22 protein-coding genes and 1 tRNA gene are annotated in these 24,288 nt (G+C 69.3%); 4 read left to right on the top strand and 19 right to left on the bottom strand.

Features of this window, described 5'->3' with window-relative positions; all coding sequences use genetic code 11:
* Window positions 1-21 precede the first annotated feature (21 nt).
* From rpoB to rplJ, 14 genes are all read right to left on the bottom strand, one after another.
* Window positions 22-3,492, bottom strand: coding sequence for a DNA-directed RNA polymerase subunit beta (gene rpoB / locus ACYQ1K_RS03120; protein ID WP_459981341.1), 3,471 nt, complete (start codon window positions 3,490-3,492; stop codon window positions 22-24).
* 251 nt (window positions 3,493-3,743) lie between these two features.
* Window positions 3,744-4,736, bottom strand: a complete 993-nt coding sequence (locus ACYQ1K_RS03115) for a J domain-containing protein (protein ID WP_459981340.1) — start codon at window positions 4,734-4,736, stop codon at window positions 3,744-3,746.
* A complete protein-coding gene (locus tag ACYQ1K_RS03110) occupies window positions 4,733-5,419 on the bottom strand; it encodes a hypothetical protein (protein ID WP_459981339.1) in 687 nt (228 codons plus the stop codon). The genes ACYQ1K_RS03115 and ACYQ1K_RS03110 overlap by 4 nt, the downstream gene beginning before the upstream one ends.
* Window positions 5,380-6,672, bottom strand: a complete 1,293-nt coding sequence (locus ACYQ1K_RS03105; RefSeq protein ID WP_459981338.1) for an MCE family protein — start codon at window positions 6,670-6,672, stop codon at window positions 5,380-5,382. The genes ACYQ1K_RS03110 and ACYQ1K_RS03105 overlap by 40 nt, the downstream gene beginning before the upstream one ends.
* Entirely contained in the window at window positions 6,669-8,114 is a 1,446-nt protein-coding gene (locus tag ACYQ1K_RS03100; protein ID WP_459981337.1) for an MCE family protein, read from the bottom strand. The genes ACYQ1K_RS03105 and ACYQ1K_RS03100 overlap by 4 nt, the downstream gene beginning before the upstream one ends.
* Window positions 8,111-9,292 (bottom strand): MCE family protein, encoded by a 1,182-nt coding sequence (locus tag ACYQ1K_RS03095; RefSeq protein WP_459981336.1) that lies wholly within the window; start codon window positions 9,290-9,292, stop codon window positions 8,111-8,113. The genes ACYQ1K_RS03100 and ACYQ1K_RS03095 overlap by 4 nt, the downstream gene beginning before the upstream one ends.
* Window positions 9,289-10,254 (bottom strand): MCE family protein, encoded by a 966-nt coding sequence (locus ACYQ1K_RS03090; protein ID WP_459981335.1) that lies wholly within the window; start codon window positions 10,252-10,254, stop codon window positions 9,289-9,291. Before ACYQ1K_RS03090 ends, ACYQ1K_RS03095 begins: the two co-directional genes overlap by 4 nt.
* A gap of 61 nt (window positions 10,255-10,315) precedes the next feature.
* Window positions 10,316-11,353, bottom strand: a complete 1,038-nt coding sequence (locus tag ACYQ1K_RS03085) for an MCE family protein (protein ID WP_459981334.1) — start codon at window positions 11,351-11,353, stop codon at window positions 10,316-10,318.
* Window positions 11,350-12,645: an MCE family protein gene (locus ACYQ1K_RS03080; RefSeq protein WP_459981333.1), complete on the bottom strand. Its 1,296-nt coding sequence runs from the start codon at window positions 12,643-12,645 to the stop codon at window positions 11,350-11,352. Before ACYQ1K_RS03080 ends, ACYQ1K_RS03085 begins: the two co-directional genes overlap by 4 nt.
* A 2-nt stretch (window positions 12,646-12,647) precedes the next feature.
* Complete coding sequence (locus tag ACYQ1K_RS03075) at window positions 12,648-13,484, bottom strand: MlaE family ABC transporter permease (RefSeq protein WP_459981332.1); 837 nt, start codon at window positions 13,482-13,484, stop codon at window positions 12,648-12,650.
* Complete coding sequence (locus tag ACYQ1K_RS03070) at window positions 13,481-14,263, bottom strand: MlaE family ABC transporter permease (RefSeq protein ID WP_459981598.1); 783 nt, start codon at window positions 14,261-14,263, stop codon at window positions 13,481-13,483. The genes ACYQ1K_RS03075 and ACYQ1K_RS03070 overlap by 4 nt, the downstream gene beginning before the upstream one ends.
* Window positions 14,260-15,219, bottom strand: a complete 960-nt coding sequence (locus tag ACYQ1K_RS03065; protein WP_459981331.1) for an ABC transporter ATP-binding protein — start codon at window positions 15,217-15,219, stop codon at window positions 14,260-14,262. The genes ACYQ1K_RS03070 and ACYQ1K_RS03065 overlap by 4 nt, the downstream gene beginning before the upstream one ends.
* Window positions 15,220-15,633: 414 nt before the next feature.
* Window positions 15,634-16,026, bottom strand: coding sequence for a 50S ribosomal protein L7/L12 (rplL, locus tag ACYQ1K_RS03060; protein ID WP_459981330.1), 393 nt, complete (start codon window positions 16,024-16,026; stop codon window positions 15,634-15,636).
* Window positions 16,027-16,100: 74 nt separating this feature from the next.
* Window positions 16,101-16,769: a 50S ribosomal protein L10 gene (rplJ, locus tag ACYQ1K_RS03055; RefSeq protein ID WP_459981329.1), complete on the bottom strand. Its 669-nt coding sequence runs from the start codon at window positions 16,767-16,769 to the stop codon at window positions 16,101-16,103.
* Window positions 16,770-17,150: 381 nt separating this feature from the next.
* On the opposite strand from rplJ, the gene ACYQ1K_RS03050 reads away from it, so the two are divergent.
* Together ACYQ1K_RS03050 and ACYQ1K_RS03045 are read left to right on the top strand one after the other, a co-directional pair.
* Window positions 17,151-18,149 carry a DnaB-like helicase C-terminal domain-containing protein gene (locus ACYQ1K_RS03050; RefSeq protein ID WP_459981328.1) on the top strand — a complete coding sequence of 333 codons (999 nt, stop codon included), beginning with the start codon at window positions 17,151-17,153 and terminating at the stop codon, window positions 18,147-18,149.
* A 507-nt stretch (window positions 18,150-18,656) separates the two neighbouring features.
* Window positions 18,657-19,178, top strand: a complete 522-nt coding sequence (locus tag ACYQ1K_RS03045; protein ID WP_459981327.1) for a hypothetical protein — start codon at window positions 18,657-18,659, stop codon at window positions 19,176-19,178.
* A 72-nt stretch (window positions 19,179-19,250) separates the two neighbouring features.
* Here ACYQ1K_RS03045 and rplA read toward each other — a convergent pair whose 3' ends face one another.
* From rplA to ACYQ1K_RS03020, 5 genes are all read right to left on the bottom strand, one after another.
* Window positions 19,251-19,964: a 50S ribosomal protein L1 gene (gene rplA / locus ACYQ1K_RS03040; protein ID WP_459981326.1), complete on the bottom strand. Its 714-nt coding sequence runs from the start codon at window positions 19,962-19,964 to the stop codon at window positions 19,251-19,253.
* 61 nt (window positions 19,965-20,025) lie between these two features.
* On the bottom strand, window positions 20,026-20,454 hold the full coding sequence (gene rplK / locus ACYQ1K_RS03035) for a 50S ribosomal protein L11 (protein WP_459981324.1): 429 nt from the start codon (window positions 20,452-20,454) through the stop codon (window positions 20,026-20,028).
* 153 nt (window positions 20,455-20,607) lie between these two features.
* Window positions 20,608-21,426 carry a transcription termination/antitermination protein NusG gene (gene nusG / locus ACYQ1K_RS03030; protein WP_459981323.1) on the bottom strand — a complete coding sequence of 273 codons (819 nt, stop codon included), beginning with the start codon at window positions 21,424-21,426 and terminating at the stop codon, window positions 20,608-20,610.
* A 34-nt stretch (window positions 21,427-21,460) separates the two neighbouring features.
* On the bottom strand, window positions 21,461-21,706 hold the full coding sequence (secE, locus tag ACYQ1K_RS03025) for a preprotein translocase subunit SecE (protein WP_459981322.1): 246 nt from the start codon (window positions 21,704-21,706) through the stop codon (window positions 21,461-21,463).
* A gap of 24 nt (window positions 21,707-21,730) precedes the next feature.
* Window positions 21,731-21,803 (bottom strand) — tRNA-Trp (locus ACYQ1K_RS03020).
* 168 nt (window positions 21,804-21,971) lie between these two features.
* Here ACYQ1K_RS03020 and ACYQ1K_RS03015 point away from each other — a divergent pair.
* Both ACYQ1K_RS03015 and ACYQ1K_RS03010 read left to right on the top strand, forming a co-directional pair.
* Entirely contained in the window at window positions 21,972-23,180 is a 1,209-nt protein-coding gene (locus tag ACYQ1K_RS03015) for a pyridoxal phosphate-dependent aminotransferase (RefSeq protein ID WP_459981321.1), read from the top strand.
* Window positions 23,177-24,277 (top strand): adenosine deaminase, encoded by a 1,101-nt coding sequence (locus tag ACYQ1K_RS03010; RefSeq protein ID WP_459981320.1) that lies wholly within the window; start codon window positions 23,177-23,179, stop codon window positions 24,275-24,277. Before ACYQ1K_RS03015 ends, ACYQ1K_RS03010 begins: the two co-directional genes overlap by 4 nt.
* Window positions 24,278-24,288: the final 11 nt, after the last annotated feature.

Here is a 24,288-nt window from a genome sequence, read left to right as displayed (position 1 = left end):
CTGCGCTCGCGCGTCCCCCGGTCAGACTTCTTCGACCGAGCTGGGCTCGCGCCGGGACAGGTCGATGCCGAGCTCCTCGGCGGCGCGGAAGACGTCCTCCTCCGCGTCACGGAGCTCGATGCTCGAGCCGTCCTGGCTGAGCACCTCGACGTTGAGGCACAGCGACTGCATCTCCTTGACGAGAACCTTGAACGACTCCGGGATGCCCGAGTCGGGGATGTTCTCGCCCTTGACGATCGCCTCATACACCTTCACGCGGCCGGGCACGTCGTCCGACTTGATCGTGAGGAGCTCCTGGAGGGCGTAGGCGGCGCCGTACGCCTCCATCGCCCAGACCTCCATCTCGCCGAACCGCTGGCCGCCGAACTGGGCCTTACCGCCCAGGGGCTGCTGCGTGATCATCGAGTAGGGGCCCGTCGAGCGAGCGTGGATCTTGTCGTCGACCAGGTGGTGGAGCTTCAGGATGTACATGTAGCCCACCGACACCGGCTCCGGGAACGGCTCGCCCGAGCGACCGTCGAAGAGGCGCGCCTTGCCGTCCTCGCCCACGACGCGGAATCCGTCGCGGTTGGGGATCGTCGCTCCGAGCAGGCCGGTGATCTCGTCCTCACGGGCACCGTCGAAGACGGGCGTGGCGACCTTGGTGTCGGGCTCCGCCTTGTCCGCGTGGATCTTGATCAGGCGCTGCTTCCACTCCGCGTCGCCCTGATCGCCGGACAGGTTGAGGTCCCATCCCTGCTTGGCGAGCCAGCCGAGGTGGAGCTCGAGGATCTGCCCGATGTTCATACGACGCGGCACGCCGAGCGGGTTGAGGATCACGTCGACCGGGGTGCCGTCCTCCATGAACGGCATGTCCTCGATCGGCAGGATCTTCGCGATGACGCCCTTGTTGCCGTGACGACCGGCGAGCTTGTCGCCGACGGAGATCTTGCGCTTCTGAGCGACGTAGACCCGCACCAGCTGGTTGACGCCCGGCGGCAGCTCGTCGCCCTCCTCGCGGTCGAAGACGCGGACACCGATGACGGTGCCCTCCTCTCCGTGCGGGACCTTCATCGAGGTGTCGCGGACCTCGCGCGCCTTCTCGCCGAAGATCGCGCGGAGCAGACGCTCCTCCGGGGTCAGCTCGGTCTCGCCCTTGGGCGTGACCTTGCCGACGAGGATGTCACCGGTGGTGACCTCGGCGCCGATGCGGATGATGCCGCGCTCGTCGAGGTCGGCCAGCATCTCCTCGGAGACGTTCGGGATGTCCCGGGTGATCTCCTCCGGACCCAGCTTGGTGTCGCGGGCGTCGACCTCGTGCTCCTCGATGTGGATCGAGGTGAGGTAGTCCTGCTGCACCAGACGCTGGCTGAGGATGATCGCGTCCTCGTAGTTGTGGCCCTGCCACGGCATGAACGCGACCAGCAGGTTCTGGCCCAGGGCCATCTCCGCCTCGTCGGTGCAGGGGCCGTCGGCGATGGGGCTGCCGACCTCGAGCCGGTCGCCCTCGTTGACCAGCGGACGCTGGTTGATGCAGGTGCCCTGGTTGGAGCGCTTGAACTTCGCCAGGCGGTAGGTCGAGTAGGTGCCGTCGTCGTTGAGCGTCTCGACGATGTCGGCCGAGACCTCCTTGACGACGCCGGCCTTCGTCGCGGTGACGACGTCACCGGCGTCGACGGCCGCCCGATACTCCATGCCCGTGCCGACGAGCGGCGACTGGCTGCGCACCAGCGGGACGGCCTGGCGCTGCATGTTCGCGCCCATGAGGGCACGGTTGGCGTCGTCGTGCTCGAGGAACGGGATCAGGGCGGTCGCGACCGACACCATCTGGCGCGGCGAGACGTCCATGTAGTCGACCTCGTCGGCCGTGATCTCGGCGACCTCGCCGTCGCGCTGGCGGACCAGCACGCGCTCGCCGACGAAGCGGCCGCTCTCGTCGAGCTGCGCGTTCGCCTGCGCGATGACGAAGCGGTCCTCGTCGTCGGCGGTGAGGTAGTCGATCTGGTCGGTGACCTGGCCGTTCTCGACCTTGCGGTAGGGCGTCTCGACGAAGCCGAACGGGTTGATCCGCCCGTACGACGCCAGCGAGCCGATCAGACCGATGTTGGGGCCTTCCGGCGTCTCGATCGGGCACATGCGGCCGTAGTGCGACGGGTGGACGTCGCGGACCTCCATGCCGGCGCGGTCTCGGGAGAGACCGCCCGGGCCGAGCGCCGAGAGGCGACGCTTGTGCGTCAGGCCGGCGATCGGGTTGGTCTGGTCCATGAACTGCGAGAGCTGCGAGGTGCCGAAGAACTCCTTCAGCGCCGCCACGACGGGGCGGATGTTGATCAGCGACTGCGGCGTGATCGCCTCGACGTCCTGGGTCGTCATCCGCTCGCGCACGACGCGCTCCATGCGGGCGAGGCCGGTGCGCAGCTGGTTCTGGATCAGCTCGCCGACCGTGCGCATGCGACGGTTGCCGAAGTGGTCGATGTCGTCGGCGTCGATGTCGATGGTGCCCTGGGGCGCCTCGAGCTGGGTGCGGCCGTCGTGCAGCGCGACGATGTACTTGATCGCGGCGACGATGTCGTCCACGGTCAGCGTCTGCTGGTCGAAGGCCTCGGTCAGCCCGAGCTTCTTGTTGATCTTGTAGCGACCGACCTTGGCCAGGTCGTAGCGCTTCGGGTTGAAGTAGTAGTTGTTCAGCAGCGTCTGCGCGGCCTCGCGCGTCGGCGGCTCGCCGGGACGCAGCTTGCGGTAGATGTCGAGAAGGGCGTCGTCCTCACCGGCGGTGTGGTCCTTCTCGAGGGTGAGCATCATGGACTCGAACTCGCCGAACTCCTCGCGGATCCGCTCGTTGGTCCAGCCCAGGGCCTTGAGCAGCACGGTGACGTTCTGCTTGCGCTTGCGGTCGAGACGGACGCCGACCATGTCGCGCTTGTCGATCTCGAACTCCAGCCAGGCGCCCCGGCTCGGGATCAGCTTGGCCGTGAAGATGTCCTTGTCGGAGGTCTTGTCGGCGGTGCGCTCGAAGTAGACGCCCGGGGAGCGGACCAGCTGCGACACGACGACACGCTCGGTGCCGTTGATGATGAAGGTGCCCTTGTCGGTCATGAGCGGGAAGTCGCCCATGAAGACGGTCTGGCCCTTGATCTCACCGGTGTCGTTGTTGGTGAACTCGGCAGAGACATACAGCGGCGCGGAGTAGGTGAAGTCCTTCTCCTTGCACTCGTCGACGGTGTACTTCGGGTCGTAGAACACCGGGTTCTCGAACGAGAGCGACATCGTCTCGGAGAAGTCCTCGATCGGGGAGATCTCCTCGAAGATCTCCTGGAGGCCGGACTTCTCGGACACGTCCTCGCCGGCGGCCCGGCGAGCGGCGACGCGCTCAGCGTGAGCCTCGTTGCCGACCAGCCAGTCGAAGCTGTCGGTTTGGAGCGAGAGGAGCTGGGGAACCTCGAGAGGCTCAGTGATCTTTGCGAAAGAGATGCGGCGAGACTTGGAGTCAGCGGAGGTGCTGCGCGCGGCCAAGAGGAATCCTTCGACAGGTTTCGCTGGTTGGTGAGCGACGATGCCCCCCACTCGATCAGCCACCGGGCAGGCTGAAGGGCATTTGAGGGCACGCGCAAAGCGCAACGATACACCAAATAAGGGGACACCTCAAGATCGGCGCCGAGATCCGGTCCGGTCCCTGCCACCCTGCGCGACGATGATGCGCCGATCGGGGCCTCAGGTCAAGCACTCCGCCCACAGGCTGGGTGGCAACGGGCGTCGTACGCCGCTCAGGTCTGCATGTCGTCGATCAGCCAGCCGCCGCCGCTGCGCTGCATCGTGACCGTGACGTGGTCCTCGTAGGTGATCGGGGTCGTCTGCCGCTTGTTGGTCATCGGCCGGTCGACCAGCAGCAGGACCTCGACGCGGTCCTGCGCGGCACGCACGACGGCCGAGGTGACCACCTTGGTGCTCACCACCGTCTGGGTCCCCGGTGCGTTCTTCCTGATCGTGGCGAAGAGCGGCCGGTAGTCCTTGTCGCGGTAGCGCGGCGTGAGCCACGACTCCGCCCGATGCTGGCCCTCGGCGAGGGTGCGGTAGTCGTAGGACAGCACCGGCACCACCGCTCGTTCCGCGGTCGACTGCGCCGTGCCCGCCTCTCGCTCGATGGCAGTCGGGTCCGGCCGCGTCCAGGCGAACGCGGCCAGGACTACGAGAACGAGCGCCGCGCCGGCGGCGACGCCCAGGCCCCAGAGGGGCACGGTTCGCGCCGCCCACCGTGCGGACCGTCGCTCGGCGGCAGGCGCGGGGATCTCCGGGTCATGCTCGACGGCGACCGAGGCCGGCTCGATGTCGGAGATGCCCGGCTCGGTCTCCGGGAGGTCACCGACCGAGGAGGCCGCCATGCCCGCCGGAAGGTCGGCGGGGAGGGTGCGGCGGCGGCGGACCGGGTGCGCGAGACGCGCAGGACGCGCAGGACGCCGAGCCGACGCAAGCCGGTCCTCGCTGCGCTGCGGTCCGTTTGCGTCTGCTCGGCTGGAGGTGGGTTCCGTGTTGTCGGCGGCGTGCGGGTCGCTTCCTACCGGAGCCTTTCTCAGACTGTTGTCGTAGTCCTGTCTCTTCTCCGGATCCAGGAGGACTGCCGCCGCGTCGGCGAGGCGGCTGAAGCGGCGGTCGGTGGGGTCGAGGTCGGCGACGGCGCTCCTCCAGGCCGCGCGGATCTCCTCCGTCGTCGCCGTGGGCCCGACGTCGAGCAGGTCATACCAGGTGGGGGCGGCGCTCACTGGACACCTCCCGAGGGCACGGAGGACGGCGACGACGGGCCACCGGACGACGAGTCGCCGGACGAGGGGGCAGCCCCCACCGGCGCGAACGTGTCCACCTTCCAGACGCCGCCTTGGAGGACGAGGGTCTCCTCGACGCGATAGGGCTGGGGGTCGGCGTTCACGCGCTTGGTCTTGTCCTTCGGGTCGGGGTAGGAGTTGGTGAAGGCGCCGGCCACGAGGGCGGTCGCGCGGCCCCGGTCGAGGTCCAGGTCGCGGATGCCGACGGCGTACACCTGGGCTGTGCGCGCGAGCCCGCCCTGCGCGACGGTGGCCTCGGCGTAGGGCACGTTCTTCTCGAAGTCGGCCTCGAACTTGGCGGACACCAGGGCGGCGACGTCGCGACGGTAGGTCGGCATGGTGGTGCCCTGCAGCAGGTCCGGCCCGTAGGTGTTGACCCGCAGCATGAACCGCCGCGCCCTCGACATGGCGTCGTCGCGAGCGGCCTGGACCTTGTCGGTCGTGGAGAACGGGTTGCCCCCGCGGCGCGCGGCCTGGATCCCGAGCGCCGCGAGGGAGGCGACGATGAGAGCGCAGAGCACCGCCAGCACGCCCCAGCGCAGCAGCGCGGGAGCTGGGGCCGACGCGGGGGCGTCGGCGTCGGTCACTTCGTCGTGCCGGTCGAGGATCGGAGATAGAGCCACTGCCAGGTGTCCTTTCCAGACGTCTGCGGCGCAGGAGCATCGACGGTCCCTGTGCCCGCTCGGGGGTCGCCCCACTGCAGGTTGCCGGTCGCCGGGTCGTAGGCCGCCACCACGGGCGAGTCGGTCGCCCCGGCACCGGCGGGGGCCGCCCGGCCGAGGTTCTGCGCGCCTCGCGCGTTGCTCTCGGTGATGGGCTCCGAGCAGCGCGCTGCGGTGTTCATCGCCCTGTTGGCGCCATCCTGCGGAGGCCGCTTCCGCGTCCCCTCGTAGCCCCTCTTGCACAGCTTCGCCGGCGACATGACCAGGCCGAAGTGGGCGTCGTAGTGACCGGCCTTGTTCTTGGCGAGGACGGTGAAGCCCCCCTCGACGACGTAGGGGTAGAGCACGAGCACCTGGCGCAGCCCGGGCAGATGCTCGAGCACGATGTCGCCGGTCGTGACCGACTCGCTCAACAGCTCGGTCAGGTCGACCTTGTTGGCCTGGAGGAACGCCTGCATCTCCTGGGCGCCGGCGGCGCCGTTGACCAGGAGTCGGCGCAGGTCGGCGTCGCTTCCGGCAAGCGTGCCACTGAAGAGCGAGAGGTTGCGGGCGAAGGTCCGGATCGCACTCTCGCTCGCGACCTGCCCACTGAGCACCGTGTTGCCGTCGCGGATGAGCGCGCTGGTCACGTCGAAGTTGTCGTTGGCCGTCCTGATGAAGTCCGAGCTGGTCTGCAGGATCCGCTGGAGGTCCTCGCCGGACCCGGCGAACGCCGTGCCGAGCTCGCTGACGGTCGTGCTCAGGTCGCCGGTGTGGACCGACGACACCGTGTCGGCGGCATCGGCCAGCAGCTTCTCGGTCGGCAGCGGTGTGCGCGTGTCGGTGGGCGCGATCTCGGAGCTCTCGCGCAGGTACGGCGCGGTGTCGGCCTGCGGCTGCAGCTCGACGTACTGCTCCCCCACCGCCGACCTGTTCCCCACCACTGCGAGGGTGTCCGCCGGGATCTTGTCGAACGTGTTGTCGATGTCGAGGTAGACGTCGACGCCGTTGCGGGTCAACGCCATCTTGCCCACCTGGCCGACCTTCACCCCGCGGTAGGAGACCTCGCCGCCGGTGTAGATGCCGCCCGAGGCGACGAAGTGCGCGACGACGGTGTAGTGGTCGTCGAGGAGGAGCCGGTCGAGTCGGGCGTAGCGGGCGCCGGTGAAGGACACCCCGAGCAGCGTGATGACGGCGAACACGACGAGCTGGAGCTTGGTCCGGTGGCTGATCACTTCGCCTCCTCGCCCTCGATGGCCGCACCGGCGTCGAGGCCCGGCACGAGCAGCTTGACCAGCGTGGGGTCGTAGATGCCGGCGAGGCCTTCGTAGGTGAACCGGGTCGGCCCGGTGACGACATGCGCGCCAGGTGCCGCACGACCCAGCCCGAGTCCGCCGCCGAGGTCGCCGAGCGGGTTGGAGCTCCCGTCGGGCTGCGAGGTGCCGCCCGCGCCGGGCGCGGGCAGCCCGATCAGCAGCTGGTTGAGGCCCTGGCAGACGGCGGTGCCGCGGTTGGCCGGCTTCTTGCACTCGTTGGTGAGGTTGGCGAGCCCGGCGGCCGACCCGAGCACGGCCTTGCAGGCCTGGCTGGTCAGGCTCCCGCTCCGCAGGCACTTCACGACGTCGCTCACGGTCGTGGTGGGGTCGAGGTTGGACGGCACCGCCGATCCGCTCGCGCCGGCCTCCAGCGGACCACCGAGGTCGACCTGGAGGTCGACGGAGAGATTGACGTAGTCGCCCATGTGCAGGTTGCGCGCCACCTGCGGGTCGCGTCCGACGACCTCGTCGACGAAGGGATAGGTCAGCGCGGTGTTCATCGAGGTCACCAGGCTGTCGCCGGCGTCGGCGAGCTGGGTCAGGGTCGGCTGCAGGTTGCGGACCGCGCCGATGGTCGCGGCCTTCGAAGCGTTGATGACGCGTACGCCGACGTCGCCGAGCCCGCTCAGCGCCTGGAGCATCGTGACCAGGTCCTGGCGCTGTGCGTCGATGCTCTTCAGCGCGCTCGGCAGCTCCCCGAGGGTCGCGTCGATCGTCCTCTCCTGGCCCCGGACCGACTGTGAGAGCCGGTCGATCGAGGCCAGCGCCGCGACGATCGCGTCCTTGTGGTCGTCGAGGTTGCGGGTGAGGACCTCGACCTGGCTGAGCACGGACCGTGCGGCGTCCTCGTGGCCGGCGAGCGCCTTGTTGAGCTCGGTCGAGATCGTCTTGAGCTGCGCGACTCCTCCGCCGTTGAGGATGAGGCTGAGCGCGCCCAGGACCTCCTCGACCTCCGGGTTGCGGCCGGTGCGGGCGAGCGGGATGGTGTCGCCGCTCTCGAGCAACGCTGGGCTTGCTCCGCTGGTCGGCGCGGCGAGCGAGACGAACTTCTCCCCCAGCAGGCTCGTCTGCCGGATCTGGGCTGTCGCGTTGGCGGGGATCCTCGTGTCGCGACGCACCTCGAGGGTGACGTCGGCATGCCCGTCGACGAGCTTGACCGACGTCACCTTGCCGACCGAGACCTCGTTGACCTTGACGCCTGAGTCGGGGACGAGGTCGAGGACGTCGGCGAACTCGACGTGGAGCGTCAACGGGTGCGACCCGGTGTCCGCTCCGCCGGGCAGCGGGAGGTCGTAGACGTCGAAGTCGCACGCCGTCAGCGTGAGGCAGACGGCGGCCAGGAGGGCGAGCAGGCGCGTCATCGCGAGCCTGCTCTCACGAGACCGCCGAGTGTCGGGTCGGTGTGCTTGCCGATAGCAGAGCCGGTGCCGGTGCCGCCGCTGCCGGCACCGACGGCGCCGGATCCGAAGGGGCCGCTGCGCGGCAGGGCCGCGTCGACGAGCTTGCACAGGCCGCCGCTCTTGTCGGCCTGGTCGAGGAAGGTGCACAGGCTGAGCGCCGGGTTGTTCACGACGCTGCCGACCGCGCTCGGCATGTTCGCGCTCGTGTCGAGCGTGCCGGAGTTCGGGTCGTAGGCGTAGTAGAGGTTGTTGAGCGCGAGCGGCGCGTCGTCGAGGATCTCGCTCAGCTGGTCGCGGCGCTTCACGAGGACCTTCGCCACACGGTTGAGCCCCGCGATGTCGGAGTGCAGCACCTGCTTGTTGGTCCGCACGAAGGTCGTCACGTCGCCCAGCGCGGTCGCCAGGTTCCGCAGGGCGGCGGCGAGGTCACCGCGCTCCCCCGCCAGGAGCGTCGAGACCTGGGAGAGCGAGGAGTTGAAGTCGCGCACCGTGGTGTCGTTCTTCGCCAACGTGGTGACGAAGCTCTGCAGCTCGGCCGCCGAGCCGAAGAGCGCGTCCTTGTTGTCGTCGAGCGTCTTGCTGAGCGTGCCGAAGTCGCCGATCGTCTGGCGGACCTGGGCGCCCTGGCCCCCGAAGTTCCGCGCCGTCTGGGTGAGCAGGTCGGACAGGGCGCCGTTCTTGTTCGCACCCGTCGGTCCGAGCGCGACGACCAGCTCGTCGAGGCTGCCGTAGACATCGTCGAGCTCGAGCGGCACCGCGGTGCGACTGGTGTCGAGCACGGCGCCGTCGGCGAGCACAGGGCCGCGGGTGTACGCCGGCGTCAACTGGACGTAGCGGTCCCCGACGACGGACGGAGCCACGATGACCGCCTTCGCGTCCGCCGGCACCTTCACCTCGTCGGTGTAGTGCATCGTCACCTTCACGTCGGTGCCGTTCGGTGTGACCGCGTCGACCTTCCCGACGGGCACCCCGAGGACGCGGACGTCGCTGCCCTCGTAGATCGACACGGTCCGCGGGAAGTGCGCCACGAGGGTCCGCTCCCCGCCGCCGGTGAGCATGCTGACGCCTGCCGTCACCACGAGGATCACGATGAGGCCCGCCACCAGCCACTTCAGCAGACCCTGCATGCGGGGGGTCATCCGCCCACCGCCGGCACCGGAGGCATGTTCTGGATGTAGGTGTCGAACCACGGCCCGTTGCCGAGCGTGCTCGCGAAGACCCGGTAGAACGGCGCCATCAGCCGCAGGCTGTTGTCGAGGTTGTCCTCGTTCTTGTTGAGCACGGCCAGCACGCTCTCGAGGTGCGTCAGCGCCGGCTTGAGGTCGGCACGGCTCTGCTCGATGAGCGCGCTCAGCTCGGTCGAGAGGGTCGTCGTCGAGACCAGCAGCTGGTGCACCGACTCGCGCCGCTGCACGAGCGCGGTGAAGAGCACGCTGGAGTCCTTCATCAGGCCGACGATGTCGCCGTCGCGCTGGTCGAGCACGGTCGAGACGCGCTTGAGGTTGGTGAGCAGGGTGCCGATCCGTTCGTTCTTGGCCGCGACGTTCTTCGACAGCGCCGAGACACCCGTCAGGGCCGCCCGGAAGGACGCCGGCGTCGTGCGCGTCAGGTCTGACAGCGTCGTCAGGGCACTCGCCAGCCGGTCGGTGTCGATGTCGCCGGCTGTGTCGGCCAGTCCGGTGAAGGCCTCGACCACGTCGTAGGGCGACTGCGTGCGGTCCACCGGGATCTCGGCGCCCTTGGCGAGCTGACCGGCCCCCGCCGGCTCGAGTGCGAGGAACATCGCCCCGAGCAGCGTCTTCACCTTGATGCTGGCCCGCGTGGTGGTGCCGAAGTCCGCACCGCCCTTGATCTTGAAGGCGACCTTCACGTGCCCACGGTCGAGACCGACCGACGTCACCTTGCCGACGCGGACGCCGGCGATGCGGACCTCGTCGCCCGCCTTCAGCCCGCCGGCCTCGGAGAAGTCGGCGTAGTAGGTGTCGCCGCCGCCGATGAGGGGCAGGTCCTGGGCCTTGAAGGCCATCAGCATCACCAGGGCGAGGACGGCCAGGCTGATCGCGCCGACCTTGACGGGGTTGCGCTCGCGGAAGGGGATCATCGGGGTCCCCGATCGATTGTCCGGAGGAGCGAAGCGGGGGAGGAGAGTCGGGTGGGGTGGTTCATCCGAGACTGCACCTCCCGCCGCCCGTCTTGTAGGTCACCGGCAGCTCCTGTCCGGCCGGCAGCTTCACCGAGCCGGTGAAGCTGCACAGGTAGAAGTTGAAGAAGGACCCGTACGTCGCGGTGTTGCCGACCTTGTTGAGCTTGATGGGCAGCACCTGCATCTGCCGGTCGAGCTCGGCACGGTTGGCGTCGATCGTGCCCGTCATGCGCCGCAGCTGCTTGATGTCGGCCACGAAGGGTGACCGGATGCCCTGCAGCAGGCTCGCTGTCTGCACCGACAGCCCCGAGATCTGGTCGAGCGAGGACAGGATCGCCTGGCGGTCACCGGTCAGTCCGTGCACGAAGGAGCGGAACGTCGTGATCAGCGTCGAGAGCTGCTGGTCGCGGTCGCCGAGATGGTCGAGCACCTGGTTGAGGTTGTCGATGAGGGAGTCGATGACGGCGTCGCGGTCGGCCAGCGTCTGCGTCACCGACGCGGTGTGGGCCAGCAGGCCCTCGAGCGTGCCGCCCTCGCCCTGGAAGACCTGCACGATCTCGTAGGAGAGCTTGTTGATGTCGCTCGGCGAGAGCGCCTGGAAGAGCGGCTTGAAGCCGTTGAACAGCACGGTCAGGTCGAGTGCGGGGCTGGTCCGGCTGATCGGGATCGTCTGACCCGGCTCGAGGTGCGCTCCCCCGGCGAGCTCGTCGGTGAGGGCGACGTACCGCTGGCCCACCAGGTTGCGGTAGCGGATGGCGGCGTGGGTGGCCTCGCTCAGTGACTGGTCGTCCTTGACCGAGAACGTGATGAGGGCGCGGGTCCGATCGGTGATCTCGACCTTGCGGACGGTGCCGACCTTGACGCCGGCGATGCGGACGTCGTCGCCCTTGTTCACTCCTGTGGCGTCGGCGAAGACGGCCCGGTAGTCGTGGGTGCCGCCGAAGGAGATGTTGCCGATGGTCAGCACCAGCAGGCCGGTGGCCAGGGTGGTGACCACGATGAAGACCAGCAGCTTGACGAGGTCGGCACGGGTGCGCCGGTCGAGGAGGAGGCTCATCGCGCACCCCCCTGGTCAGGGGCTCCGTAGCCGAGCGTCGCACCGCGCGCCATCGGGCCGACGAGGAGCCCTCCGAGATCCGGCACATCGCTCGCCGAGACGCCCAGGCCGGGCGCCAGCAGCTGGTCGAGGAGGCGGGTCTCGGCGGGGCTTCCCGCATACCCGAAGCCGTTGCGGAAGGCGTCTCCGAGCGGCGCGCGACGGACCGGCCCGGAGACGCCGTCGTTCATCGACGGCGACTGGGCGTCCGGGTTCTGCTGGTTCCACGGGGGGTTCGGCAGGTGACCGCAGGCCGGTCCCCGGTCCTCGCCGAAGTGCGGCTTGTCGGCGGGCGTGTAGCGCCGCGGCTGCCGGGGCAGCGTCTCGAGCACGATGTGGAGCGTGAAGTCGCGGAAGGCGTCGGCCTCCCGCTTCCCGAGGTTGTCCAGGCCGCCGAGCAGGCAGGGGAACTCCGTGGAGTAGCGCGCGGCCGTCTTCAGCAGGCCGTTGTTGATGTCGGCCACGCGGATCAGGTTGTCCTGGTTGGTCGAGAGGAAGTCACGCGCCGTCCCGGACACCGAGGTGACGTTGGTGAGCAGGGCGTGCAGCTGGGCGCTGTCGTCCTCGAGCGTGCCGGTCGTGGTGATCGTGTTGCGCAGCAGGCTGCTGATCTCGGGGACGACGCTGCCGTAGATGTCCGCGACCCTCGTCGTCTTCCTGAGGTCCTCCACGAGCGCCGGGATCTGGGGGTTGAGCCGACGCAGGTAGGCGTCGGCCGTCTCGATGGTCGTGCCGAGCTGCTCGCCGCGGCCCTCGAGCGCCGTCGCCAGGGCGTTGAGCGTCATGTTGAGGTCGGCCGGCTGCACGGCCCGCAGCAGCGGGTAGAGGTCGGAGAGCACGCTGTCGACCTCGGTCGAGACCGCCGTGCGCGCAATGACCGTCCCTGGCCGGATCGAGGTGCTCGCCGGCTGGTCGGGAACGACGAGGGAGACGTACTTCTCGCCGAACAGCGTCTTCGGCAGGATCGAGCCGGTGACGTTGGCCGGGATGGTGCCGATCTCGTCAGGCTGGATCCCGAGGGTCAGCTGCGCGCCGTCGGCGGTGGCCCTCTGCGCGAGCACCTGCCCGACGAGGACCCCGCGCACCTTGACGTCGGCGCGGTCGGGCAGCTGGAGTCCGACGCGCGAGGTCTCGAGCGTGATCTGGTCGAAGTGGGTGAACCTCTGCGTGAAGACGGCATACGTCAGCCACACCCCGCCCACCACGAGGGCGAGGAAGCAGACGCCGAGGACGCGCAGACGCAGAGCAGCCACGGCTATCCCGCCAGCCGGACGGTCGTCGCGGCGCCCCAGATCGCCATGGAGAGGAACAGGTCGAGCACGTTGATCACGACGATGCTGGTCCGCACCGCGCGCCCGACCGCGACGCCGACGCCCGCGGGGCCGCCCGAGGCGTGGTAGCCGTGGTAGCAGTGGATCAGGATCACCACGACGCTGAAGACGAGCACCTTCCCGAACGACCACAGCACGTCGCCCGGCGGGAGGAACGTCGTGAAGTAGTGGTCGTAGGTGCCTGAGCTCTGCCCGAACACCACGGTCACCGTGAGCCGCGTGGCGAAGTACGACGACAGCAGCCCGATCACGTAGAGCGGCACGATCGCGATCAGCCCCGCGATGATCCGGGTGGTGACGAGGAACGGCAGGGACGGGACCGCCATCACCTCGAGGGCGTCGACCTCCTCGGAGATCCGCATCGCGCCCAGCTGCGCGGTGAAGCCGCAGCCGACCGTCGCCGCCAGCGCGATCGCCGAGACGAGCGGAGCGATCTCACGCGTGTTGAAGTAGGCCGACACGAAGCCCGAGAAGGCGGCCGTGCCCAGCTGGTTGAGGGCGGCGTACCCCTGGAGGCCCACCTCGGTGCCGGTGAAGAACGTCATCGCCGCGATGACGCCGACCGTGCCGCCGATGACGGCCAGCGCGCCGGTGCCGAGGGTCACCTCGGCGAGCAGGCGCAGGACCTCTTTCTTGTAGCGGCGGACGGTGCGTGGCGTCCACGCGAGCGCGCGCAGGTAGAACGACAGCTCTCCACCGAGCTTGTCGAGCGTCGCGAGCGGCCGCTCGTAGGCGGACTTCAGCTGGGACATGGCGCTCATCCCGTCTTGGACGGCACGAGCTGGAAGTAGATCGCGCTCATGACGAAGTTGACGACGAACAGCAACATGAAGGTGACGACGACCGACTGGTTGACGGCGTCGCCGACGCCCTTGGGGCCTCCGGCGGCGTTCATGCCCATGTAGGAGGCGACGACGGCCGCGATCATCCCGAACACGAGCGCCTTCGCGAGCCCCTGCCAGACGTCGGGCAGCTGCGCCAGCGCGGTGAAGCTGGCGATGTAGGAACCAGGCGTGCCGCCCTGGAGCAGCACGTTGAAGACGTAGCCGCCGGCGACGCCGACCACGCTCACCAGGCCGTTGAGGAAGACCGAGACCAGCATGCACGCAAGCACGCGCGGGACGACCAGACGCTGGATCGGGTCGATGCCGAGCACCATCATGGCGTCCAGCTCCTCGCGGATCTTGCGGGCGCCCAGGTCGGCCGCGATGGCCGATCCGCCGGCGCCGGCGATGAGGAGGGCGGTGGCGATGGGGCCCGCCTCGCGGACGACGGCCAGCACGCTCGCCGAGCCGACGAACGACTGCGCCCCGAACTGCTTGATGAGGCCGCCGACCTGGAGGGCGATCACCGCGCCGAAGGGGATGGCGACCAACGCCGTCGGGATGATCGTGACCGAGGCGATGAACCAGGCCTGCTGGATCAGCTCGCGGAACTGGAAGGGGGGCCGGAAGAGGCTCCGGGCGACGTCGAGAGCGAAGGCGAAGAACCTGCCTGCGGTCCCGACCGGCTTGAGAACGGTCGGCGTGGACACGGTCAGGCCCGCGCTCCGCCGGCCAACACCGAGTCCGGCATGAACGACCCCGGCGGCGGCGTCACTCCGTTGTGCAGGCACCACTCCCCCGGCGGCCGCTGACTGCGGCGCGGGATGCCGTTGGACGGCTCGAGCTGGAGCGGGATGGGCGGCAGCGGCGGCAGGTCCATGTCCCTCTCGGCTGCCAGCTGGTCGGCGTCCTTCTCCTCCGACATGCCGATCGGGCCGACCCGCTGGGCGTTGAGGAACTGGCGCACGACCGGCTCCTCGCTGGAGAGGAGCATCTCGCGCGGGCCGAACATCGCCAGGTGCTTGTGGTAGAGCAGGCCGATGTTGTCCGGCACCGTGCGGGCGGTGTTGATGTCGTGGGTGACGATGAGGAACGTCGCGTCGATCTGCGCGTTGAGGTCGACGATCAGCTGGTTGAGGAACGCGGTGCGCACCGGGTCGAGGCCCGAGTCCGGCTCGTCGAAGAGGATGATCTCGGGGTCGAGGACCAGCGCGCGAGCCAGACCGGCCCGCTTGCGCATGCCTCCGGAGATCTCGCCGGGCAGCTTGTCCTCGGCGCCGATGAGACCGACCAGGTCCATCTTCTCCATGACGATGGCCCGGATCTCCGACTCCGACTTCCGGGTGTGCTCGCGCAGCGGGAAGGCGACGTTGTCGTAGAGGTTCATCGACCCGAACATCGCGCCGTCCTGGAACAGCACGCCGAAGAGCTTCCGGATCTCGTAGAGCTCCCTCTCCGAGCACGAGCAGATGTCGGTGCCCTCGATGACCACCGCGCCGGCGTCCGGCTTGAGGAGCCCGATGAGCGTCTTGAGCAGCACCGACTTGCCCGTGCCCGACGGGCCCAGCATCACGCAGATCTCTCCGGCCGGGACCGTGAGCGTGACGTCGCCCCAGATCAGTTGCTTGCCGAAGCTCTTCGTCAGGTGGTCGATCCTGATGTCCACGCCCATGCGCCCGCACTCCCTCCGTCGCCGCCGGCCAGTCCCCCCGGTGTGACCGGCGTCCCACTCACGAGTAACAACGGCGGTCCACCGGCGGGGTTACGGGTCGATTGAGGCGCTCGTCACGCTCCCCGGGGGCGACGTACCCCGTGTGTGGGCCGACGAAGCGTGGCGGGACGGTCCCGAAATGCCACCAGGGGCGGCCACATGCGTGGCCGCCCCTGGGGCGATGATCAGGCTGCGGGATTCCCTCCCGCGGTGAGGCTGGCCGACCCGGAGTCGCCGTGGTCCGCGCCGTCAGGGTGCGTGCCCGGCAAGGCGGAGGAGGGAGCCGTGGCGGAGCCACGGCGACCGAGGACAACGAAGCCGGGTGCGTGCCCTGGTGGGGCGGAGTAGGCGAGGCCGGGTCGGCCAGCCTCTAACTCACTTGAGGGTGACGGTGGCGCCAGCGGCCTCGAGGGCCTCCTTGGCCTTGTCCGCGGCCTCCTTGTTGACCTTCTCGAGGAGGGTCTTCGGGGCGGCCTCGACGAGGTCCTTGGCCTCCTTCAGGCCGAGGCTCGTGAGGGCGCGCACCTCCTTGATGACGTTGATCTTCTTGTCACCGGCAGCCTCGAGGACGACGTCGAACTCGTCCTGAGCAGCAGCCTCCTCGGCACCGCCCGCGGCGCCGCCGGCGGCGGGAGCAGCGGCAACGGCGACCGGAGCGGCGGCGGTGACGCCGAAGGTGTCCTCGAAGGCCTTCACGAACTCGGAGAGCTCGATGAGGGTGAGCTCCTTGAACGCGTCGAGCAGCTCGTCGGTGGTGAGCTTCGCCATGATGGCTTGTCCTTTCAGTGTGGCCGCGTCGTGCGACGAGCGCGGCCGGGTTTCAGGTGGTGGTGTCCCGGGCCTCAGGCCTCGGTGGTCTCCTCGGCGGCGGCCTCAGGGGCAGCCTCCTCGGTGACCTCGGCCTCGGCAGCGGGAGCCTCGACGTCGGCCGGAGCCTCAGTCGTAGCCTCCTCGGCGGCAGCCGGCGAACCAGCACCACCTGCGAGGATCGTGGGGTCGTTCTCGGCCTTCTCCGCCAGCGCGGCAGCGAGCTGCGCGGCCTTCTGCGGGAGGGCGTTGAAGACGTAGAGCGCCTGCGAGAGCGTGGCGGTCATCGCGCCGGCCAGCTTGGCCAGCAGGACCTCGCGCGACTCGAGGTCGGCCAGCTTGGCCACCTCGGCAGCGTCGAGAGCCTTGCCCTCGTAGACCCCGCCCTTGATGACAAGGTGCGGGTTCGCCTTGGCAAAGTCACGCAGACCCTTGGCCGTCTCGACCACGTCGCCCTTGATGAAGGCGATGGCGGTCGGTCCGGTCAGCAGGTCGTCGAAGCCGTCGATGCCGCTCTGCTTGGCGGCGATCTTGGCCAGCGTGTTCTTGACCACGGCGTAGTCGGCGTTCGCACCGAGGGAGCGTCGGAGGTCCTTCAGCTCCTTGACGGTGAGACCGCGGTACTCGGTCAGCACGGCACCGACCGAGGCGCTGAACTCGTCAGCGATCTCGGCGACGGCGGCCTGCTTGTCTGCCCGCGCCATGGGTCTCCTCTTTTCCGTGGAATCGAGACCACCGCTGTGCTGAGCCTTCGAGCCGTGAAATGAACGAACGCCCCGAGCGCAGGCTCAGGGCGTGATCACGACGTACGTCGTCCTCGTGCTCTGTCACCTACGCTGGCCGTCCGCTCCAGCGCTGAGCACTGTCACGGCACCTTCGGTCACTCCTGGCGGAGCCACCACCGGCGGTCTCTGGTTTCAGTCGTCAAGTATGCGGACCGGCGCGAGGTTCGCCAAATCGCGGACCTGAAGGCCCCGATTTCCGCGACCGGGACGGTCCTGGGACCCCTCGCCGGCTACCCAATTTTCGCCGTGTCGCGAAAAAGTTAAGGGAATCGTCGGCGGAGCCTGGGAAACCTTGCTCTCATGATGGACGTGGACCCAGAGCTGCACTCCCTCGCCTCCGTGCTCGAGCGCGTCGACGAGCGCGCCCGCATCGGCAGCGACACACCGGTCGTGTGGCCGACCGGCTTCTCGCTGCTCGATGACATCCTCGATGGCGGTCTGCGAAGCGGCAACCTGATCCTGCTAGCCGGCCCACAGGGCGAGGGCAAGACGACGATGTCGCTGCAGATCGCCCGCAACATCGCCGCGGCCGGCCAGGCGGTCCTGTACTTCTGCTACGAGCACGACCCCGAGGTCCTGCTCGGCCGACTGGTCTCGCTGGAGTCCGGGCTGCGCTACGGCTCCCAGGCGCCGAACCAGGACCGCTTCCGTCGCCTCTTCGAGGACGAGAGCGCCACACCCGACGGGCTCGTCGGGCGGCTGCAGACGCTGCCGACCGCCGCGGAGGCGCTCGGCGCGGTGCTGGACTACCAGGACCTGTTCCACATCCACCGCTCGACCGGCAGCACGACCAACATCAAGGTGATCGCCGAGGCGGTCGACCAGGTGCGCCGTGCCACCGGCCAGACGCCCCTCGTCATCGTCGACTACCTCCAGAAGGTCAAGGCCGACTCCGCCTTCGAGTCCGAGCGCGCGACCGAGATCGTCGAGGACCTCAAAGACCTCGCGATCATGCACCAGGTGCCCGTGCTGGCCATCAGCGCCTCGGACAAGGCCGGGCTGCTCTCGGGCAAGCGCATGCGCGCCCACCACCTGCGCGGGTCCACCGCGCTCGCCTACGAGTGCGACGTGCTGCTGATCCTCAACAACAAGTACGACATCGTCTCGCGCCAACACCTCGCCTACGCCGCGAACGCCGAGAGCTTCCGCCAGTGGGTCGTCCTGAGCGTCGAGAAGAACCGCAACGGCCGCGCCGGCATCGAGATGGAGTTCCGCAAGCACTTCGAGCAGAACCGCTTCGACCCCGACGGTGCCCTCGTCCGCGAGCAGCTCGTCGACGAGCGGCTGATCCTGGAGTAAGGGTCGCGTCGCCGGTCGCGGACCGAGCGCCGGCGAGCTCCAGCGAGACCCCCGGCCCGCCGCTGCACGGAATCAGCGCGACACGCCGTACGCCGCGGCGAGTCGCCCTCTGGGCGCGCATGGGCGGGCCGGCGAACGACCCGGCCGGTCCGCCGGTCGAGTAGCGAGCGCCGGCGAGCTCCAGCAAGACCCCCGGCCCGCCGCTGCACGGAATCAACGCGACACGCCGTACGCCGCGGCGAGTCGCCCTCTGGACGCGCACTGGCGGGCCGGCGAACGACCCGGCCGGTCCGCCGGTCGAGTAGCGAGCGCCAGCGAGCGTATCGAGACTCCCCGGCCCGCCGCTGCGCGAGATCACCGCGACACGCCGTACGCCGCGGCGAGTCGCCCTCTGGACGCGCACTGGCGGGCCGACACCATCGCCGCGCGCCCCCGAGCGCCCGCGCCCGGCCGGGAAGTCGCGTGCGCATCTAGCGTCGGGCGACGCGGCGGCGTACGTTTGATTACATGATTACATCTGAGGTCGAAGCCGTCCGGGGCTGGTTCTCCGGGCGCCTCCCCGAAGGCCTCTTCGAGGAGCTGATCGAGGTCGCCGTCGACCGCGAGGAGATCACCGTCATCGGGCGCATCGCTGGCCCGACCCTCGCTTCGGAGGCGTCGGAGGCCGAGCGTGCGGCCGCCGTCGACGGCAAGGTGAGCGAGTTCCGCGAGCGCACGCGTGGCGACCGGATCGCCGTCGCCCGCGAGGCCGAGCACCGGTTCGAGCGGAAGGTGTCGTGGGGCGTGGAGTGCGAGGGACGACGGTTCCTCTTCACCAACGTCTCCGCGCCGGTGATGACCCGTCTGCGACAGCCCGAGCGGCAGGTGCTCGACCTGCTCATCGACGGCGGGGTCGCGCGCAGCCGCAGCGAGGCACTCGCCTGGTGCGTCCGGCTGGTCCAGCGCAACAGCGAGGAGTGGCTGCGCGACCTGCATGAGTCACTCGACCGGGTCCGCGAGGTACGCCGGCAGGGTCCCGACGTGGCGTGAGGCCGACGGCTGAAATGCGCGACCGGCCGCCACCCCGAGGGGCGACGGCCGGTCACGCAGGTCAGGTGAGGCTCAGGCCTCGTCCTCCACCGCGACGTTGCGGGTGCGGTTGGGGTCGACCTGGACGCCGGGGCCCATGGTCGTGGAGACGGTGACCTTCTTGACGTAGCGGCCCTTCGAGCTGGCCGGCTTCAGACGGAGGACCTCCTCGAGCGCCGCGGCGTAGTTCTCCGCGAGCTGGACCTCGGAGAACGAGGCCTTGCCGATGATGAAGTGGAGGTTCGCGTGACGGTCCACGCGGAACTCGATCTTGCCGCCCTTGATGTCGGACACGGCCTTGGCCACGTCCGGCGTCACGGTGCCGACCTTCGGGTTCGGCATGAGCGAGCGCGGACCGAGCACGCGGCCGAGGCGGCCGACCTTGCCCATCATGTCCGGGGTCGCGACCACGGCGTCGAAGTCGAGCCAGCCGCCGGCGACCTTCTCGATGAGGTCGTCGCTGCCGACGAAGTCCGCGCCGGCCTCACGAGCGGCCTCGGCCTTGTCCCCGTTCGCGAACACGAGGACGCGGGCGGTCTTGCCGGTGCCGTGCGGCAGGTTGACGGTGCCGCGGACCATCTGGTCGGCCTTGCGGGGGTCGACGCCGAGACGCATGACGACGTCCACGGTCTCGTCGAACTTCTTCTTGCTGGAGTCCTTGGCGATCTTGATCGCCTCGAGCGGGGCGTAGAGCTCGGTCTTGTCGAACGACTCGGCCGCCGCGCGGTAGGTCTTGCTGCGCTGCATGATGTTCCTCTTTGTCTGTCAGGAGATGTGGTTAGCGAGCCAGCGCGGCTCTCCCACGGTGTCAGTCGGTGGTGACGCCCATCGAGCGGGCGGTGCCCTCGACGATCTTCATCGCGGCCTCGATGTCGTTGGCATTGAGGTCGGGAAGCTTGGTGGTCGCGATCTCACGCACCTGGTCCTTGGTCAGCTTGCCGACCTTGTCCTTGTGCGGGACCGAGGAGCCCTTGGCGAGGCCAGCGGCCTTCTTGATCAGCTCGGCGGCCGGCGGGGTCTTCGTGACGAAGGTGAACGACCGGTCCTCGTAGATGGTGATCTCGACGGGGATGACGTTGCCGCGCATGGACTCGGTCTGGGCGTTGTAGGCCTTGCAGAAGTCCATGATGTTCACGCCGTGCGGACCGAGCGCGGTGCCGACCGGCGGGGCCGGGGTCGCGGAGCCGGCCTGGAGCTGGACCTTGACCAGCGCGGCGATCTTCTTCTTGGGAGGCATTGCTCTATCTCTCTCTTCTCGTGGTCATGACGAGGGCGTACGACGTCCTCTGCCACCTGCGTGCTGCGGTGTTGCTGGGCAACCTGTCCATTGTCCGCGGTCACCCAAGAACTGTCTAAACCGCGCGACCGCTCCGAGCCGCGCCGAGCGAGCTCAGACGCGCTGGATCTGGCTGAAGCTCAGCTCGACCGGCGTCTCGCGGCCGAAGATCTCGACGAGCGCCTTGACGCGCTGCGACTCGGCGTTGAGCTCGGTGATCGTCGCGTGCAGGGTCGCGAACGGGCCGTCGACGACCATGACGGAGTCGCCCACGCTGAAGTCCGCGACCTCGACCGGCTTCTTGGCCGGCGTGGTGGGCGAGCCTGCCGCCGCCGTGCCCGCTGCGGCGGCCTCCGCCTCGGCAGCGGCGACGACGGCCGGCGCCAGCATGTTCTCGACCTCGCTCATCGACAGCGGCACCGGCTGGTGCTGGTGGCCGACGAAGCCGGTGACGCTCGGGGTGTGGCGCACGGCCGACCAGGACTCGTCGGTGAGGTCCATGCGGACGAGCACGTAGCCCGGGAGCACGGTGCGCTTCACGAGCTTGCGCTGGCCGTTCTTGATCTCGGCGACCTCCTCGGTCGGCACGACGATCTCATGGATGTAGTCCTCCATGTTCAGCGCGAGCTTGCGCTGCTCCAGGTTGGACTTCACCCGGTTCTCCATGCCGGAGTAGGTGTGGACGACGTACCAGTCGCCGGGCTTGGCCCACAGCTCGCGGCGGAACGCCTCCAACGGGTCGTTCTCCTCGGCGACATCGGCGACGTCGGCGACGTCCTCGTCAGCCTCCTCGGCCACGTCCTCGCCGAGGACGGCCTCGCCGGCGACGTCCTCCTCAGGCGTCTCCTCGGCGGTCTCCGGGGTCGCCTCGTCGTCCGTGGTCGCCTCGACCTCGGTGTCGATGGCGTCCGCCTCGAACTCCTGCTCAGACACGCTTCGCTCCAAACTCACTGTGATGCGGAACCGTCTAGTTCCGGCCGCCGAAGATCTCGAAGAACAGCTTGCCGAGGGCCAGGTCGAGGGCCGACACGGTGGCCATCATGACCAGCACGAACACGAGAACGACGATGAAGTACGTGGTCAGCTGCTGCTGCGTCGGCCAGACGACCTTGCGGAGCTCCGCGACCACCTGTCGGTAGAACAGGAAAGGGCTTGTGCGCTTCTCGGACCGGTCCCGTTTCTTCGGGGCCGGAGCCGTGGTGCTCTCGGACATGCCTCTCCTCAGTGTTGCGTCCTGCAGGGCACGAGGGACTTGAACCCCCAACCTTCGGTTTTGGAGACCGATGCTCTGCCAGTTGAGCTAGTGCCCTCCGATGGCCGTCCCGCCGCCGCAGCCGGTTGGAGGCGCGCAACAGCATGTGGGAAATCCACCAGTCGAGGAGTCTACGGGTCGGCTGGGCCGAGCACCAATCGGGTTGCCTCGAGGCACCGCGAGATCGGCCACCGTCGGGGCGGCACCCGGCCGATAGAGTGGCGCCATGACCTCCTCCCCTCGTGACCGTCGTGTGTCCCAGCGGGTCGGCGCCATCGCCGAGTCGGCCACCCTCAAGGTGGATGCGAAGGCGAAGGCCCTCAAGGCGGAGGGGCGCCCGGTGATCGGCTTCGGCGCTGGCGAGCCCGACTTCCCGACCCCCGGCTACATCGTGGAGGCCGCCATCGAGGCCGCTCGCGACCCGAAGAACCACCGCTACACCCCCGCCGGCGGCCTGCCCGAGCTCAAGGCCGCCATCGTGACCAAGACAAAGCGGGACTCCGGCCTCGAGGTCACCCCCGCTCAGGTGCTGGTGACCAACGGCGGCAAGCAGGCGGTCTACGAGTCGTTCGCCGCCATGCTCGACCCAGGCGACGAGGTGCTCCTGCCGGCGCCGTACTGGACGACCTACCCCGAGTGCATCCAGCTCGCCGGCGGCGTGCCGGTCGAGGTCTTCGCCGACGAGATCCAGGGCTACAAGGTCACCGTCGACCAGCTCGAGGCCGCCCGCACCTCGCGCACCAAGATCCTGCTCTTCGTCTCGCCGTCGAACCCGACCGGCGCCGTCTACACCGCCGACGAGATCCGTGCGATCGGCGCCTGGGTCGCCGAGCACGGACTGTGGGTCGTGACCGACGAGATCTACGAGCACCTGCTCTACGACGGTGTCGAGACCGGCTCGATCGCCACGCTGTGCCCTGAGATCGCCGACTACACGGTCATCCTCAACGGCGTCGCGAAGACCTACGCGATGACCGGCTGGCGGGTCGGCTGGATGATCGGCCCGGCCGACATCGTGAAGGCCGCGACCAACCTGCAGTCGCACGCGACCTCCAACGTCGCCAACGTCTCCCAGCGCGCCGCGATCGCCGCCCTCGAGGGCGACCTGTCGGCGGTCGACGAGATGCGCACCGCGTTCGACCGGCGGCGCAAGACGATCACCTCGATGCTCAACGAGATCGACGGGGTCGTCTGCCCGACGCCGGAGGGTGCGTTCTACGCGTTTCCGTCGGTCAAGGGGCTGCTCGGTCGCGAGCACGACGGGCGGCGGATCGACACCTCGGCCGAGCTGGCGGAGTACATCCTCGACAAGGTCGAGGTCGCCGTCGTGCCCGGTGAGGCGTTCGGCGCGCCCGGCTACCTCCGGCTGTCCTACGCCCTGGGTGACGACGACCTGGTGGAGGGTGTCACCCGCCTCCAGAAGCTCTTTGCGTGACCGGTGGTCGAGTAGCGAGCGCCAGCGATTTCGGAGGTCGAGTAGCGAGCGCCAGCGAGCGTATCGAGACCCGTATCGAGACCCGCGACCTCCGGGCGCTCCCGAAGGCGCATCTGCATCTGCACTTCACCGGGTCGATGCGGCACTCGACGCTGCTCGAGCTGGCGGAGCGCGACGGCATCCACCTGCCGGACCAGCTCGTCAGCGAGTGGCCGCCGCAGCTCAGTGCGGCCGACGAGAAGGGCTGGTTCCGCTTCCAGCGGCTCTACGACGTCGCGCGCTCGGTGCTGCGGACCGAGGCCGACGTACGCCGCCTGGTCCGGGAGGCCGCTGAGGACGACGTCGCCGACGGCGGGCGCTGGCTCGAGATCCAGGTCGACCCTTCGGGCTACGCCGCCCGCTTCGACGGCATCACGGCCTTCACCGACCTGGTGATCGACGCCGCGGCCGCCACCTCGCGCGAGACCGGGCTTCCGATCGCGGTCATCATCGCGGCGAACAGGACCCGCCATCCGTTGGACGCGCGGACCTTGGCACGCCTGGCGGCGCAGTACGCCGGCCGCGGCGTCGTCGGCTTCGGCCTCTCCAACGACGAGCGCCGTGGGCGGACGGCCGAGTTCGGCCCGGCGTTCTCGATCGCGGAGCGGGCCGGACTCATGCTGGTGCCGCACGGCGGCGAGCTGCGCGGCCCCGAGCACATCGCGCAGGTGATCGACACGCTGCACCCGCGGCGGCTGGGTCACGGCGTGCGGTCCGCCGAGGACCCCGCGCTGCTCGACCGGATCGTCGAGGCCGGCATCGCGTTGGAGGTCTGCCCGACGTCCAATGTCTCTCTCGGGGTCTACTCGTCCCTCACCGAGGTGCCGGTGCCCTCCCTCGTCGCAGCCGGCGCGACGGTCGCGCTCGGTGCGGACGACCCCCTTCTCTTCGGCTCACGCCTCCTCGGCCAGTACGCCGCGGTGCGTGCCGCCCACGACCTGCACGATGGCCAGCTGGCCGAGCTCGCCCGGATGTCGGTGCGGGCCTCGGCAGCGCCGGAGTCGACCCAGCAGGCCCTGCTGGACGACATCGACGCCTGGCTCGCCAAGCCCGAGTGAGACGCCTGGGG

The organism is Nocardioides sp. AN3, from assembly GCF_054653495.1.
The sequence above is the reverse complement of the archived record's forward strand: the minus strand, read 5'-3'. Positions and strand labels throughout refer to the sequence as shown.

Bases quoted from the DNA above. Each gene is read 5' to 3' on its own strand.
- ACYQ1K_RS03100 (WP_459981337.1), bottom strand. From the start codon at position 8,114: ATGACGCGCCTGCTCGCCCTCCTGGCCGCCGTCTGCCTCACGCTGACG.
- ACYQ1K_RS03095 (WP_459981336.1), bottom strand. From the start codon at position 9,292: ATGACCCCCCGCATGCAGGGTCTGCTGAAGTGGCTGGTGGCGGGCCTC.
- ACYQ1K_RS03090 (WP_459981335.1), bottom strand. From the start codon at position 10,254: ATGATCCCCTTCCGCGAGCGCAACCCCGTCAAGGTCGGCGCGATCAGC.
- ACYQ1K_RS03085 (WP_459981334.1), bottom strand. From the start codon at position 11,353: ATGAGCCTCCTCCTCGACCGGCGCACCCGTGCCGACCTCGTCAAGCTG.
- ACYQ1K_RS03075 (WP_459981332.1), bottom strand. From the start codon at position 13,484: ATGAGCGCCATGTCCCAGCTGAAGTCCGCCTACGAGCGGCCGCTCGCG.
- ACYQ1K_RS03065 (WP_459981331.1), bottom strand. From the start codon at position 15,219: ATGGGCGTGGACATCAGGATCGACCACCTGACGAAGAGCTTCGGCAAG.
- rplL (WP_459981330.1), bottom strand. From the start codon at position 16,026: ATGGCGAAGCTCACCACCGACGAGCTGCTCGACGCGTTCAAGGAGCTC.
- rplJ (WP_459981329.1), bottom strand. From the start codon at position 16,769: ATGGCGCGGGCAGACAAGCAGGCCGCCGTCGCCGAGATCGCTGACGAG.
- ACYQ1K_RS03050 (WP_459981328.1), top strand. From the start codon at position 17,151: ATGATGGACGTGGACCCAGAGCTGCACTCCCTCGCCTCCGTGCTCGAG.
- ACYQ1K_RS03045 (WP_459981327.1), top strand. From the start codon at position 18,657: ATGATTACATCTGAGGTCGAAGCCGTCCGGGGCTGGTTCTCCGGGCGC.
- rplA (WP_459981326.1), bottom strand. From the start codon at position 19,964: ATGCAGCGCAGCAAGACCTACCGCGCGGCGGCCGAGTCGTTCGACAAG.
- rplK (WP_459981324.1), bottom strand. From the start codon at position 20,454: ATGCCTCCCAAGAAGAAGATCGCCGCGCTGGTCAAGGTCCAGCTCCAG.
- secE (WP_459981322.1), bottom strand. From the start codon at position 21,706: ATGTCCGAGAGCACCACGGCTCCGGCCCCGAAGAAACGGGACCGGTCC.
- ACYQ1K_RS03015 (WP_459981321.1), top strand. From the start codon at position 21,972: ATGACCTCCTCCCCTCGTGACCGTCGTGTGTCCCAGCGGGTCGGCGCC.